This is a genomic window from Streptomyces sp. JK94 (assembly GCF_053613315.1).
Genome location: NZ_JBSICH010000036.1, coordinates 1 through 12,820 on the forward strand (window position 1 = coordinate 1; position 12,820 = coordinate 12,820).

General features: G+C 68.0%; 14 protein-coding genes and 1 pseudogene. 7 read left to right on the plus strand and 8 right to left on the minus strand.

Translation table 11 applies throughout. The features are described from left to right. Positions 1-7: 7 nt before the first annotated feature. From ACVV2G_RS27295 to ACVV2G_RS27305, 3 genes and pseudogenes are all read right to left on the minus strand, one after another. Positions 8-861 (minus strand): annotated as a pseudogene (locus tag ACVV2G_RS27295) (IS5 family transposase). 931 nt (positions 862-1,792) lie between these two features. Continuing rightward, complete coding sequence (locus ACVV2G_RS27300; protein WP_453845420.1) at positions 1,793-2,065, minus strand: hypothetical protein; 273 nt, start codon at positions 2,063-2,065, stop codon at positions 1,793-1,795. Then, entirely contained in the window at positions 2,065-2,298 is a 234-nt protein-coding gene (locus tag ACVV2G_RS27305) for a hypothetical protein (RefSeq protein ID WP_030655479.1), read from the minus strand. Before ACVV2G_RS27305 ends, ACVV2G_RS27300 begins: the two co-directional genes overlap by 1 nt. A gap of 450 nt (positions 2,299-2,748) precedes the next feature. Here ACVV2G_RS27305 and ACVV2G_RS27310 point away from each other — a divergent pair, with 450 nt between their 5' ends. Together ACVV2G_RS27310 and ACVV2G_RS27315 are read left to right on the plus strand one after the other, a co-directional pair. Beyond that, on the plus strand, positions 2,749-2,913 hold the full coding sequence (locus ACVV2G_RS27310; protein WP_453845421.1) for a hypothetical protein: 165 nt from the start codon (positions 2,749-2,751) through the stop codon (positions 2,911-2,913). A 6-nt stretch (positions 2,914-2,919) separates the two neighbouring features. After that, on the plus strand, positions 2,920-3,624 hold the full coding sequence (locus tag ACVV2G_RS27315; RefSeq protein WP_453845422.1) for a hypothetical protein: 705 nt from the start codon (positions 2,920-2,922) through the stop codon (positions 3,622-3,624). A 21-nt stretch (positions 3,625-3,645) separates the two neighbouring features. Here ACVV2G_RS27315 and tpg read toward each other — a convergent pair whose 3' ends face one another. Further along, positions 3,646-4,236, minus strand: a complete 591-nt coding sequence (tpg, locus tag ACVV2G_RS27320; protein ID WP_453845423.1) for a telomere-protecting terminal protein Tpg — start codon at positions 4,234-4,236, stop codon at positions 3,646-3,648. 1,313 nt (positions 4,237-5,549) lie between these two features. Here tpg and uppS point away from each other — a divergent pair. Further along, positions 5,550-6,215, plus strand: a complete 666-nt coding sequence (gene uppS, locus ACVV2G_RS27325) for a polyprenyl diphosphate synthase (protein WP_453845424.1) — start codon at positions 5,550-5,552, stop codon at positions 6,213-6,215. Between the two features lie 51 nt (positions 6,216-6,266). Continuing rightward, entirely contained in the window at positions 6,267-7,316 is a 1,050-nt protein-coding gene (locus ACVV2G_RS27330) for a tetratricopeptide repeat protein (protein ID WP_453845425.1), read from the plus strand. Positions 7,317-7,326: 10 nt separating this feature from the next. On the opposite strand, the gene ACVV2G_RS27335 is transcribed toward ACVV2G_RS27330, so the two are convergent. Continuing rightward, on the minus strand, positions 7,327-7,836 hold the full coding sequence (locus ACVV2G_RS27335; RefSeq protein ID WP_453845426.1) for a hypothetical protein: 510 nt from the start codon (positions 7,834-7,836) through the stop codon (positions 7,327-7,329). 61 nt (positions 7,837-7,897) lie between these two features. Between ACVV2G_RS27335 and ACVV2G_RS27340 the strand changes: the two genes are divergently transcribed. After that, on the plus strand, positions 7,898-8,362 hold the full coding sequence (locus ACVV2G_RS27340) for a DUF6233 domain-containing protein (protein ID WP_453845427.1): 465 nt from the start codon (positions 7,898-7,900) through the stop codon (positions 8,360-8,362). 8 nt (positions 8,363-8,370) lie between these two features. Here the strand turns inward: ACVV2G_RS27340 and ACVV2G_RS27345 are convergent, their stop codons facing one another. The 3 genes from ACVV2G_RS27345 to ACVV2G_RS27355 all read right to left on the minus strand — a co-directional run bounded on the left by ACVV2G_RS27345 (position 8,371) and on the right by ACVV2G_RS27355 (position 10,384). Continuing rightward, entirely contained in the window at positions 8,371-8,931 is a 561-nt protein-coding gene (locus ACVV2G_RS27345; RefSeq protein ID WP_453845428.1) for a hypothetical protein, read from the minus strand. Positions 8,932-9,028: 97 nt separating this feature from the next. After that, complete coding sequence (locus ACVV2G_RS27350) at positions 9,029-10,147, minus strand: helix-turn-helix transcriptional regulator (RefSeq protein ID WP_453845429.1); 1,119 nt, start codon at positions 10,145-10,147, stop codon at positions 9,029-9,031. Between the two features lie 6 nt (positions 10,148-10,153). Then, positions 10,154-10,384: a hypothetical protein gene (locus ACVV2G_RS27355; protein WP_453845430.1), complete on the minus strand. Its 231-nt coding sequence runs from the start codon at positions 10,382-10,384 to the stop codon at positions 10,154-10,156. 867 nt (positions 10,385-11,251) lie between these two features. Between ACVV2G_RS27355 and ACVV2G_RS27360 the strand changes: the two genes are divergently transcribed. Together ACVV2G_RS27360 and ACVV2G_RS27365 are read left to right on the plus strand one after the other, a co-directional pair. Beyond that, positions 11,252-11,797: a MarR family winged helix-turn-helix transcriptional regulator gene (locus ACVV2G_RS27360; RefSeq protein WP_453845431.1), complete on the plus strand. Its 546-nt coding sequence runs from the start codon at positions 11,252-11,254 to the stop codon at positions 11,795-11,797. Next, positions 11,790-12,638: an EamA family transporter gene (locus tag ACVV2G_RS27365; RefSeq protein ID WP_453845432.1), complete on the plus strand. Its 849-nt coding sequence runs from the start codon at positions 11,790-11,792 to the stop codon at positions 12,636-12,638. Before ACVV2G_RS27360 ends, ACVV2G_RS27365 begins: the two co-directional genes overlap by 8 nt. Positions 12,639-12,820 lie beyond the last annotated feature (182 nt).

The following is a 12,820-nucleotide window of genomic DNA, read 5'->3' on the forward strand; positions in this document are numbered from 1 at the left end:
AGAGGTCCTAACAAAGCCGCTGGACGTGGCGGTGGGTGATCAGGCAGACGGCGAGGCCCAGGAATGCTTCGTGGATGTCGTCGCGTCGTTCCCAGCGGATGCGCAGGCGGCGGAAGCCGTGGAGCCAGGCGATCGTGCGCTCAACGACGTAGCGGAAGGTGCCCAGGCCGGTGCCGTGCGGCTCGCCTCGCTTCGCGATCACGGGGCGTATGCCTCTCTGCCAGAGCAGGCGGCGGTACTTGTCGTGGTCGTAGCCGCGGTCGGCCAGCAGTGCATCCGGGCGCCGGCGCGGCCTGCCGACCCGGCCCGCGACGGCGGGAATCTTGTCGAGCAGCGGCTCGAGTTGGGTGACGTCATTGCGGTTGCCGCCGGTCAGCGACACCGCGAGCGGGATGCCCTGGCCGTCGACGATGAGGTGGTGTTTGCTGCCCGGCCGTGCGCGGTCGACCGGGCTGGGCCCGCTTTTGGGCCCCGTCGGGCGGCCCGCACATGCGAGGAGTCGATCACCGCCCGTTCCCAGTCCAGCTGGTTCTTCGACCGCAGCTCGTTCAGCAGCAGCTGGTGCAGCTGGTCCCAGACGCCGGCCTCGTTCCAGGCCGCAAGGCGCCGCCAGCAGGTCATGCCCGAGCCGAAGCCGAGTTCCTGGGGCAGGTACTCCCACTGGATTCCGGTGTGCAGGACGAAGAGGATGCCGCACAGGGCCTGCCGGTCTGGCACCCGCGGTCTGCCCTCGGCCTTCTTCGGACCCGGCTGCGGCAGCAACGGCTCGACCAGCGACCACAGTTCGTCCGACACGATCCACGGCCGCGACTGACGGTTTCCCATGCCCAGACATACGGGCAGAGCGGCCGACAGCCTCATGATCAGCAGCTTTTGTTAGAGCCAGTAAGCCGACCTTGCTACCCGTGCAGCACCCGTGTGCCACCTGGACCGTGCGAATGCTGCGGTGCACTCCCTGCGGTGCACTCCCTGCCGGACGTGCAGCAGACCTCTTGCACCCTTCACCACCAGGAGCAGCAGGACGTCAGCGACCGAGCAGCGCGAGGCGCTGCACCCGGTCGGTGACAGCCGCCGACGGTCGCGGCCTGGCGGAGCGGAGCGCGTCTTGCACCCCATTGGTAGGTACTACAGGTAGTACCTATGTGCGGGTTGAGTTTCCTTCCCTCTGAGGGCAGAGCTCGGGCCGGAAGCAGCGAGAGGCGGCGACCCGCGGGGGAGTGGGTGACGTCGGAGCAGGGTGCTTTCACCGCCGCCCGAAGCGCTGTGCGCCGCTGTGAGCGCTTTTCAGGGCCTTGATCGGACTCGGGGCCCGGAGGGCGTCAGAGCGTCGCAGGCGGCCGTACAGCGCCGGGAAGGATCATGTGCGACGGGTGGGCGAGGTGGACCTCAGTACAGATGGCGGCGGGTGGTGTGCGTCCGCGCAGCGAGCTTCGCTCTCAGGGGGAGAGATCTACAACCCGCACGTAGGTACTACCTGTAGTACCTACCAATGGGGTGCAAGGCCGTCTCCGGACAGGCCCGCACCGAGCCGCCCGGCGCAGCGTCCGGAGGTCGGGGTGCAAGAGTGCAAGGCGGGTGGCAGGCAAGGTCTACCCGGCCGTACTTCCGGTACTTCGCCTACGGCGGGTGAAGAAGAGCGCGCCCGTCATCAGGTCAGTCAGTCCTACGTCTTCCTTGTACGCGAGCGATCCCTCACCACCCGACAGACCCGATCCCTCACCAACCGACGAACATGCGGAGAGGCCCGTCGTGGCCAGCAGCACGCGGTCGGACTGGTCCAGAACGTCGCGGGTCAGACCTCGAGGTAGGCGACGACGACCACGGTCTTCAAGGCCGTCACCCAGTACAGGAGGCGTACGCGTTCGACTTCGTCGGCGTACTCGCGCAGCTGGGGGCCGGCGGTGTCGCCGGGGATCGGCTCGCCGACGTCGGGGTCGACGGAGACGACGACCAGGGCGCGGTCCAGGGCGTGGATCTCCGCCTCGCTGGTGATGTTCTCCAGCTGCTTGGCGGCGGAGTCGGAGAACGCGATCCGGGCGCGGCGGGGGCCGTGCTGCGGGGCCATCAGGCGACGGCCGGGCGCTGCCGAGCGAGGCGGGCGAGGTGGGCCTCGCGCAGCTCCTCCCACGGGGTGCACTGCTCGGGGTCGGGCAGACCGTTGGTGGCGATGTCCTCCAGGACGGCGGCGAACCGGTCGGCGTCGGCGCGGGTCTTGGCCGCGTACGCGCGGACCGCGTCGGCGGCCGCGGGCTCCAGCTGCCGGGCGGCGGTGTCGGCGGGGGCCGGCTGTTCGCTCATCGAGGGCCTCCAGGGCGCGAACGGGCGTGTGTCACCACGGTATCGGCCGCACGGCAGCCGTGGGGCCGCTCCGCACTCCCCGGGCCGCCCGAGGACGATCCCGGCGGCTCGCACGAGAGCCCGACTCCGGGCGACAGAGACCCCGCCTCGGGGTGCTGCCGGGCGGTGGTGCCTTCCCGCTGTCCGATGACACAGATCAGCTGAACAGTGACACAGGTGAGCGTGTCCACCTGGGGAAACAGGGGGTCGATGACACAGATCGGCCCACTGTTCAGGCGGGTGAGGAATCGCAGCCGGATGCGGACTGTAGTCGCTCCGGGAGGGGTGTCACGTTGATTGGCGAGGTGGCCCAGATCCGGGGCCGGGCCCGTGGTTCCGGGCCGGATCGTCAGCGTGACACCTCAACGTGACAGCTGGATCGGGGTGCGTGACACCGGTCGGCGTGACAGCGTGACAGTCACCCTCAGTGATCACGGATGCGGTGCTACGTTCCGCGCGGGTCAGGAACGCGGCGAGCGCGCCGGTGGCTTCGGGCTCGGTGGTAGCGAGCCGGGCCACGAACGCCAGCTGGTCGACGTCGGCGCCGGGGACCAGGCGGGCGAGTTCGGCGAGTAGCGCGGCGTGCGCGAGGACTGGCGGCGTGAGAAGGCCGGCGGCTTCCTCGCGGGCGGCGGGGTCGCGGTAGTGCCCGCGGTGTGCGGCCAGGGCGTGCGCGAGCCAGGCGTCGACGTCGGCCTGGACGTACCCGCCGGCTCGCCGGGTGAGCTCGTCTCGGACGGCTTCGTCTCCGGTACGGGGTTCGGTCTGCTCCAGGGTGCCGAGCTCGCGCAACGCCTGGAGCTCGTCGGCACGGGCCGCGATGCGGGCGGCTTCGCGCAGCTCGGCTTCCCGGGCGGCGGCGGCCGCGGCGTCGGCGGCGAGTTCGGCCCGGACGGCGTCGTCGGCGTCCAGGTTGCAGACGGTGCCCGGGGCGGCGTCGGCGAGCAGTTGGGCGAGGCGCTCCCACTCCGCGAGCTCCGCCGGCCGCGGACGTCGTCGGCCAGGTCCTCGTGCCGGGACGCCTGCCGGGTATCGAACCGCGCTTCCTCGAGGGCCGCCGCGACAGCGCCGGCGGCCATCCCCTTCGCCCGGCGCCGCACGACCCGGCGGCCGATGCGGGCCGGATCGACCGGCTCGCGGGGCACGGCGACGCGAGGGGCGAGCGGTCGACGGGTACCGCCGCCGGGCGGCCACATCCTGGTCATCTTCGACCTCGCATTCGTGGTGAGAAATCAGAGCGGGCCGCCGCCAGAGCGCTGTACGGCGACCCGCCGGATTGCTTTATAGCAGGCTCGGAATTCGACCGGGTCAGAACATGAACTCAATGGCTTGAACGTGCGTGAAATCCGCGCGCAGACCGTCGGCGCGGGTGCCCCATTCCGTGAAATACGACTCGGTGATGGCCTCCGCGACAATCGGATGCAGCTCCTCCTCCGTCGCACCGGCCTCCTGGAGTTCCAGGATCTGCTTCGCGTAGGTGGGCGAGATCGGGGTGGTGATGGTGCGTATGCGACCGTCGTCCGAGCTGCCCGAGCCCGTGAATCCGAAGTACGCGGTCACCTCCACCATCATGCCGCCGGAGGTGGACGCCTGTTCGCGTGCCTGTGCCCTGACCTGCGGTTGCCACTCGGACTCGGTCTCTTCCACCAGGGCGGCCTGGAGGCGCTTCTGCGGGGTCTTCAGCTTCCCGGCGCGGTAGCGCTCGATCGTGCGGGTCGAGGTGCCCACGCGCTCCGCCAGGGCCTTGGCCGACCCCTTCACTCGCGTGAGGAGGAATTTCACCTGTGCATTCGCGGATTTCGGCGCAGGCCGGGTGAACACCTTCCGCTCCGCCCGCGCAAGGGCCTCCAGGACCTTGCCGCGCCGCGGAGCCCACTGCTGCTGCTCGTGATCGCTCATACCTCCTAGGGATCACGGATCGCCTGTGGATAGATTCCGGGCGCGGCGGCCCCAATCGCCTGCTGGCGAGGGTGTGTCACGTTGCGCGGTAGTTGGCTGCTTTGCGCGGTGGTTGGCGAGTCCGGCCGACCCGATCACGTGACCTGCGCGTTTGGCTCCGAAGCCCAGCACTCCCCCCAGCTCGCCAACTACGGCGCATCAGGTTCGCCAATTACGGAGCAACGCGTCTCGCTGAACGGCCCGCCATGTATCGCGCAACGTCACAAGGGGTTGGCGGCTCAGATCAGCAGTCTTGAGCAGAGCTGCGTCGCAGAATGACGGACACGGGCGGCCGATCCCCCTGGAGTTGTGCGAGGCCTGCGACAGCGGAGACCCCGACTGTCCGGCGGCCGGCCTTCGCCGTCTGACGGCCCCGTGATGGCAAGGGTGACTAAAATCCCGCGCCTCCAGGTGAGGGCGCTTGACGTCGCGCGTGGAGCCGCCCGTCCGGCTGCCGACGGCGGCTGTCCTGTTCTGCGTGACGGCGGGATGAACCTGGCAGCGGGCAAATCCGCAAGGCAGAGGAACTGCGCGGAACCGACGCCATCTGATCGACCGCAGCGCGGTCTCCTGCCCCGACCAACCTGTGCTTGCCGCAGCACCTTATAGTCATGTCCGTTGCAAGCGCTAACCTTCCTCCTGTTCCAGCCGACTCCAGCAGGCGGCGTGAGCGTCATTGAGGCGATCAGGCGTTGGTAGGTAGGCGCAGTTAGAGAGGCAGTGAGCGAGATTATGGACAACCATGAGTGAGGACGAGTCTCGTCCTCACCGGATGCGCAATTTGCTGGCCAGGCTTTGCATACGGCATCGGCAGGGAGAACAAGCGTGGGCACTCGACGCTGTCCGTAAGCTCGAAGTACCTCCAACCGCCGACCTTGAGGACGTTGTCCGCCTTGTGGGTCGCCGTGCCGGTCGGCCGATCGCCGTGGTACCGACCGACGAGCACTTCGCCAATGGGGTCGTAGAGAACGGCCCGGCCAATACGCTTTGGATCCGCGTGCCCGCCTCGTGCTCCGACCGCCACCGCGAACACGTGGTATGCCGAGGTCTGGTCAGGATTCTCTACCAGGAACCGGCACACCACGGTCGGACTGGATACTCCCAAGCGATCGAACGGGAGATGGAATACGCCGCCATGGCCCTGTCGTCATCACTCCGCTCAAGGAGCCGATGAGCGGCGACTAAATCGCCCTATCGGGCAAACGGAAGAGCACCAAAGCAAGATCGCACTGCAAGCTCTGATATTCCCAATTGAATTCGCAAGGTGCAGGCCCATGACTCTCGAACTTACCCAACAATGCCGCCACATTGCCGTCATTCCTGACGGTAATCGGCGATGGGCCAGCCAGCGTGGGATGACACCGGGGGCCGGCCACGCCGAGGGGGCGCGGCGGGCGGTGTCCCTGGCGGAGTGGTGTCGCGATTGGAAAGTATCTCACCTCACCATCTTTCTGATGTCCCGCACAAACTTTGATCGTCCTTCTGAGGAACTCGTCCCGCTGCTGCAGGCGGTGGAAGACGTCTTCGATCGGTTGTCGCTCGTACCTGCTACGGGCTTGAGGACGATTGGCAACCTCGGCCTGCTTCCCGTCACCTCTCGGCGTCGGATAGAGGCCGCAGTCGCCCTCAGCCATGCCTGCCCGGACCTGAACGTCAACCTAGCCGTTGGGTACGACAGTGATGAAGAGATACGCCATGCCATGAATCGCGGCTTTACGGACGTAAAAGATTTCAGGGACAGTCTGGACTTGGCTGGGCAGCCGGGCATCGACTTCGTCATCCGCACGTCCGGAGAGAGGCGCCTCTCTGGGTTTCTTCCCCTGCAGACCGCACAGGCGGAATTGCATTTCACTGACACGCTGTGGCCCGATTTCGGAAAATCTGACTTCGACCTGGCCATGAAAGATTTCTCTTCGCGACAGCGCAGATACGGTCTCTAGCGGTGTCCGTCAGAACTTAATTCAGCTCAATTTTTTCAAGGAATACTATTTATGCGTGAGAAGGCATCCGCTCCCGAATACCAAGGGGCCCTGGCGAACCTGTCGGTTAACACCTCGCTCGAGGACGTCCTCGTTCAGGGTGTCGAACAATTGCGCGTGGCCCGGGAGGATGGATCGCTGCGTGAGATGGCACGCTGCGGGCTCGCCGTCGCTGAGGCACACCGCAGGCTCGGCAACCTTCCGGAGGCCGATGAGGCGTGGAAGGCCAGCTACAGGGACGCCCGCGCCGACGGCGACTTCGGCGCAATGGCGTGGGCACTGTGGAGCGGCGGCAACCTTGCACGCCAGCGCGGCGCGCTCACGCTGGCGTTCCGCCTTCACAAATACGCCGCCGAAGCAGGGAAGCGTGGCGGGGACGCCGTCGCCCGGGGCTACTCGCTGGCTGGTATGGCGGAGACCGGACGCATCCAGGGCCGTTACGAGGAGGTCGAAACACTGCATGAACAACTGCTCTCCGAGGCACGTCAGCGCGGGGAGGCGCGGCACATAGTCTGGTGCCTTGAGGGCCTGGCTCAGATTCGCCGCAACAGTGGCAGGTATGACTCTGCCCTCGCCTTGTTCGAGGAGGCCGTCGCGGTGTCCACCGAGGCCGACGACCGTCGCGGGCACGCCTGGGCTCTGCGCGGTGTCGCCGACATAGTCTCTGCCCGAGACGGGGACACCGCCCGCGCCTTGGACCTGCTCACCGAGGCAGAGAGCACCTGCCGCACCATGCGGCTGGACAGCGCTCTGGCCTACAACCACAAGATGCGCGGCAACGTGCTGTACCGCGCCGGACGTTACTCAGAGGCCTGTGACGTCTACGAGCAGGCCCTGGCGGAGTTCCGTGATATGGGCGAACGGCGTGGTGAGGCCCTCTCCCGGCTCGGGCTGGTGAAGTCCCGAGCCCGCCTTGGCCGGGAACGCGGACAGACGGCGGCCGACCTGGACGAGCTGCGTACCGAAATGGACAGCATCGGTCTCCGGCACGCTCGAGCCATGGTCGACCGAGCACACGAGGAACTCGGCCTGGCCCTCACGGCGGCCAGCGGCCCGCAGTGACCCTTCGCCATCACCGGCCAGTACTGCCCCGCTCCTCGGACTCTTCGTCCTCGGTCAGCTCATAGCCGTCCGGGTATGCGGCGTCGGCACGCTTCCGGGCGGCCTGAGCGGTGGCGCGCACCTCGCGGTTCAGGCGGGTGAGCAGGGCGAGGGCAGGTTCGTGGATGATCGGGTCGACGATGTCGCGGGTGTGAGCTGTGTCCCAGTCGGCAACCCGCAGTGCGGTTTCCACGAGCAGTTGCGCCTCGTCGACGGCGACGCCCACGGTGTCGTCGCCAGCGGCGGCCGCCGCAATCAGGCGGTTGCGGATCACCCGGGCGTTCTCCCAGCCGCGCCAGACGCCTTCCTGCTGGTCTGCGGTGCTGCCACGGCTGACCTTCTGGGACAGCGGCGGGAAGGCCAGTACCAGCTCGGCAGCGGCGCGCCAGTCCATGGCTCGCGCCTGCACCTGGGCCTCCGCGACGATGCGGGACCGCAGGGCCGCCACCCGCCACTTCTGCGAACGTGCGTCGCGTTCCACGGACAGGCAGTGGGGGCACAGTGGCGGCCCGTACCGAGCGGACGGCTTCCACGAGCGGCTGGTGCGCAGCAGCTCCGTGCCGCAGTCGGCGCAGAAGATCCCCGATGGCGCCGGGCCGATCGCCGCGAGCATGTCGTGGAGCTGGAGGCCGGCGGCTTCCAGCCAGGGGGCGTCCGTGGATGCCGGGCTGCTGCCAGTACAGGTGTCTGAGCACCCCGATCAGCTCCGGGGCGTGGACGGCATCCACCTCGGCATGCAGCCGCTCGACTTGTGCCAGCACGGCCTGCCGGGTGCGGTCGCGCCGCTGCTCGGCTTGGCGAAGGCCGGCGGGCGCGGTCCCGGCCGGGGCGGTGTAGTGCACGCCGTCGACTGCGCAGAGGCGCCGGCCGGAACGCCGGTGCTGCCGCTGGACCGGGCGCTGGACGCAGCCGAGCAGCCGGGGGTCCGACTGTGCTCGCTGTGCGGCGCTGCTGCCGAGTTGGACCCCTTCCTCACGGGCTTCGACCGCGGCTTCGACGAGACCTGAGCGTCAGGTCAGCGGCGGGTGACGGTGTAGCCGGCGTTGTTGACGGCGGCGGTCCATACGTCGCGGTCGAACCACTTGGTGATGTTCGGCTGGAGCTCGGTGATGGTGCGCATCCTGGCTTCCCAGTCGTGTCCGGCCGGGCCGCGGCTGCCGTCGCAGCCGGTGCAGCCGTCCTCGCCGTGGATGTGGCCAGCCATCCAGGCGTTGACGGCGACGTTGATCATGACCGCGTACAGGTCGCCGCCGGTCTGCGCGAGTGAGTCCGGCACCCCGGCGAGGACCAGGGCGAGCTCCGGGTTGTCGAGCGGCGGCATCGGAGCCTGCCCAACACCCTTCTCGCTGCTGCTCTCCTCGTACGACGCCACGCTCTGCGCGAGCCGGTCGGCCGTGACGGAAGCGTCGAAGTACCGCCAGGCGGAGCGCACCTGGATCCCGAGCCGCTCCGCCACGGTGGTGATCTCCTTCTCGATCGTGTCCTCCACGGTCGCCGGCGCAAGGGTCACACCCCGGCGGGCCAGCTCCGCGAGCGTCTGGGCAACGGCTTCCTTGAACGCCTTCGTGTTCCGCACCACCGCATCGTAGGTGCGCCGACGATTCCTCCGGACGGCTTCACCAGCATCGACCGGCAACGACGTGCAGTTCGGGATCGCCGCCGACAGAGCCCGGTCAGAAGTTCGGCCAGCGGGTGTGGTCCCGCCGCCTGTCCCTGCGGAGCACGATGAAGGGTCGCCTAGTCGGTCGGTGCGTGGCCTCCTGTGCTACAGCTGTGGACTCCTGTGCCGTAACGTTGGGTGCCAGCTGTGCTTGCAGTACTGGACTGAGACCGGGCCTCCAAAAGTCCGCGGGGAAGTCGTCGGGGGCTTCCCGGGGCTGGAGCGTGATGACTCCGATGATCTGGCTGTCGGTGACGCGGTAGGTGAGGGTGTAGCGGCGCGGTCTGCGGACGGGGAGACCGGCGCGGGTCTTGCCTGCCGGTGGGCGGGCCGTTCGGGGTCCTCTCCGCGCGTTCGGGTCGGAGGAGTGCCGCGTCGTCAACGGGATGTGTGGGAAGCCGAAGTTGTCTGCGGACCCGAGAGCGACTTGTGCGGACAGGGTGCGATGGCCGACCGGATCTTCGCTCAGTGGGGCATTCGTCACCTTCACAGGCGTGGTGAGCGGCCTCCTAGTCGTTTTTCCGGAGAGCTTGTCCCAGACTTCCTGCCAGCGGCGTACGCCGCTCGGGGAGACGTTCATGGCCTCCATGAACGCGGTGAGGTGCTCGCGCGAGGGGACCGCCTCGCCTCGGAGGATGACGCTGAGACTGCTCTTGGGGAGCCGGTGGCGTCCGTCGGGCGCGCAGCCGGCCGCGGCCTGGAGTTCGCTGAGCGTCGGCTGTCCTCGGCGTGCGCGGATCTCGATCATGACGCCGTGGAGCTGGCCGAAGCTGTCGACGTTCTCAGGGTGGAGCAGGGCTGAACGCAGGGTTTTCGCCAGGTCCTGGAACTCCGGAGAGATGCCGGCACGGCGCCGTCGGTCTTCCCTGGCCCGTCGCGCGGCCGTCCACAAGCGCAGGGCCTCGTCGGGGTCCGCGCCGCACGCAGCGGTGAAGGCGAGCAGTAGGCGCCGGGTGGGTACCACCCGGCCGGAGGCGCCGCGGGAGAGCGCGGACGCCGTGAACTCGTGATCGGTCAGTTTGGCCATTGCCGCGTAGGTGAGACCGCTGCGCTCGCGTTGGGCGCGGAGCCATCGCGCGAGCGCAGCGGCCTGCCGGGTGTCGGCGGCAACGGCGTTCTCACGCCGTCCCATGGTCGCTCAGACGATGTCGGGCGGCGGTGCTTGCGGCCCGCGCAGGACCCGGACGGAGTGGGCGGTGACGCCCAGGGCTCCGACGATGAATGTCAGGGCACCGGTGACCGGCATGCCGAGCGCCGCGAGGGTAGCGGCGGCTATGACGACCACGATCACGACGATCACCTCCGGCATGGTGAGCGGCCCGCCGACGGGTTCGGGGCCGGGGGCCGGCGGTGAAGGGATGGGACGCATGCCTGGGACCTACCTGTCGTCATGCCATGCCCGGTGCGGGCATGGGGAGTTGGCTGCACCGTGAACGACCGAGGGCGACTTCCAGGTCGGCCCGTCGGCGCGGCTGATCCTCTCACCGGTTACCCGACGATCACAATGCGTGTCCTCCCAGGCCGGGCCTTTGATGCGGCTGCGTCCAGAACGAGATGGCCGCAGGGTGGCGAACGCGTGGACGAGTTGAACTCCAGTTTCGCGAAAGCCCCAGGTGGAGAAGCTGAAACTTTTTTTTTCGTGCAATTTCGTCCAGGAGGCATTGCCGATGGCCAGCCGAGGTGTCATGGTCCTCGCAACGCTGACTCCGGTTTTGCCGCCGGAGTCCCCTGGCGCCATGGCTGCACCATGAAACAGGGTCCGGGCCCACCGTGTTCCAGCGCGGCGCCCCTAGGTGGCGCGTCCGGTGAGGATGCGCCACCTGTTGCGTTATCAGCACCGCGGCGCACCAGCGTTCAGGATGCAGGACATGCCTCCCCCTCACGACAGCAACTCGTCATTCACGGCCTCCTACCCGAAGCAACCAGCGGTGCCCGGAGGCCTCGAGCACGGTGCGGGCATGAACATCCGACCTCCCGCGGATACGCGAGCGAGCCCCGGACCTGCTTTGGTCCTGAGCCAAAGCACGCAGGTTGTCACCAGTGGAGGTGGGCGGGCTGGCAAAAGAGATCGGTCGAAGCAGCGTGGTTGTCACAGACGAGGCATCCGACTTGTCACACACGCTCATCCAGCAGGCCTTCTGTCATAGAAGCGACGATCGAAAGCTTGGCGGCAGTTCTGAGGCGGTTCAGCCGCGACAGTACGGTTTCCGCACTTCATTATGGGCATGCATGACTCATGCATGAAGAATCACGTACGGCGAATCTTTTGGGAGCCGCCGCGCTTGCCCTCAGTGACGTGGTGGTCGCCGAGGCGACGCGGGCGGCCAGCACGAGTTCGAGCGGAGCTGCCGCGCTGGCGGTGTTGTCCACAGACCCTGGCTTGAGTGTCACCGAGCTGGGTCGGCGGGTAGGACTGAGCCAGTCTGCGGCGGCCCGCATGGTCGATGGCCTGGAAAAACAGGGACTGGTACGCAAAGAAGCCAGCTGGGGAGCGTGGGTCCGCCTTCAGCTCAGCGATCTGGGCGCACAGGCAGCACGCACTCTCCTCGCCTGCCGCAGCGACGTACTGCGACAGGCGCTGAACTGCCTCGACGACAGCGAGAGGGAGCAGCTCGGCCAGCTGCTGAGCAAGGTACTGACGGGTTTGTACCAGCAGCCCGGTGACGCCGAACGCATCTGCCGGCTGTGCGACCGGTGTGTCTGTGTCCGGGACGGTGCGGCCTGCCCGGTGGGCCAGGCGGACCGGGACCACCGGGCGAGCCACGAGCGTGACCATGGGTGAGCTGCTCGCTCTGCTGTCCGCTTTGTGTTTCGGTATCACGCACTTCGTCAACGGCCTGGTCTCGCGCAGACACGACGGGCTGACCGTCGCACTTCACGCCCAACTGGGCGGCACCGTGCTCGGGCTGCTCCTGGCACTGTTTCCGGACGGTGGAGCCGCCTCGCTCGCCGACTTCGGTTGGGGTGCGCTGTCGGGGGTGGGTACAGGAGTGGGGGTCGCCTTCCTGTACCGGGCGATGTCACAGGGGGCGATGAGTGTGGTCGTCCCGGTCAGCGATGTCGGAGCTGTGGCTCTTCCGGTCCTGGTCGGGGTGTGTTTCCTCGGGGAGCGCCCAGCCCTGCCTGCATGGGTGGGGATCGCCGCCGTCTTGCCGGCGCTGTGGCTGGTCTCGCAGAACTCGCCGGGTCTCGGTGACAAACAGCGCGGGGCGATATCCGCAGGGGTCCCCAGTGCCTTGATCGCCAGTTTGGGATTCGGCGTGCAGTTCCTCGCCATGGCGCAGGTGGGCACGGACAGCGGCTTGTGGCCGGTAGTGCTGAGTCGGATGGTTTCCGTCGTGGTCATCGCCGCGGTCCTGGGTGCCTATGGTGCCCCTTGGGGGCTGACGGGAAGGCCATGGGGGGCAACGGTGGCGGCCGGTGCCCTGGGCACACTGGCGATCGTGCTGTATCTGGAGGCCACCAGACAACAGCTCATGGCCATCGCCACCGTACTCTCCGCTCTCTACCCCGCCATTCCCGTCATCCTCGCCCTCGTACTGCTGAAGGAACGCCTGAACCGCCGACAGGCCGTCGGTCTCATCTGCGCGGCGCTTGCGATCGGGCTCATCGCACTGCGCTGAACCCGCCGGCTCGGCTGTCGTCAGGGACCGACGGGTGCGTTCACGACCCCAGGGCACGACGTGCCTGCGGGTGTAGTCCTTCAGGCTGTAGGACGCGAAGTCACCGGCGTCGGTGACAACAAGCCTGCCGATGTGACAACTATCGTGCTTCGGCTCAGGTCCGGGGCTCGCGGGCTGTTCGG

Coding starts and splice junctions, on each gene's coding strand:
- ACVV2G_RS27300 (WP_453845420.1), bottom strand. CDS start 2,065: ATGGCCCCGCAGCACGGCCCCCGCCGCGCCCGGATCGCGTTCTCCGAC.
- ACVV2G_RS27360 (WP_453845431.1), top strand. CDS start 11,252: ATGCATGAAGAATCACGTACGGCGAATCTTTTGGGAGCCGCCGCGCTT.
- ACVV2G_RS27355 (WP_453845430.1), bottom strand. CDS start 10,384: ATGCGTCCCATCCCTTCACCGCCGGCCCCCGGCCCCGAACCCGTCGGC.
- tpg (WP_453845423.1), bottom strand. CDS start 4,236: ATGAGCGATCACGAGCAGCAGCAGTGGGCTCCGCGGCGCGGCAAGGTC.
- ACVV2G_RS27350 (WP_453845429.1), bottom strand. CDS start 10,147: ATGGGACGGCGTGAGAACGCCGTTGCCGCCGACACCCGGCAGGCCGCT.
- uppS (WP_453845424.1), top strand. CDS start 5,550: ATGACTCTCGAACTTACCCAACAATGCCGCCACATTGCCGTCATTCCT.
- ACVV2G_RS27330 (WP_453845425.1), top strand. CDS start 6,267: ATGCGTGAGAAGGCATCCGCTCCCGAATACCAAGGGGCCCTGGCGAAC.
- ACVV2G_RS27365 (WP_453845432.1), top strand. CDS start 11,790: ATGGGTGAGCTGCTCGCTCTGCTGTCCGCTTTGTGTTTCGGTATCACG.
- ACVV2G_RS27305 (WP_030655479.1), bottom strand. CDS start 2,298: ATGAGCGAACAGCCGGCCCCCGCCGACACCGCCGCCCGGCAGCTGGAG.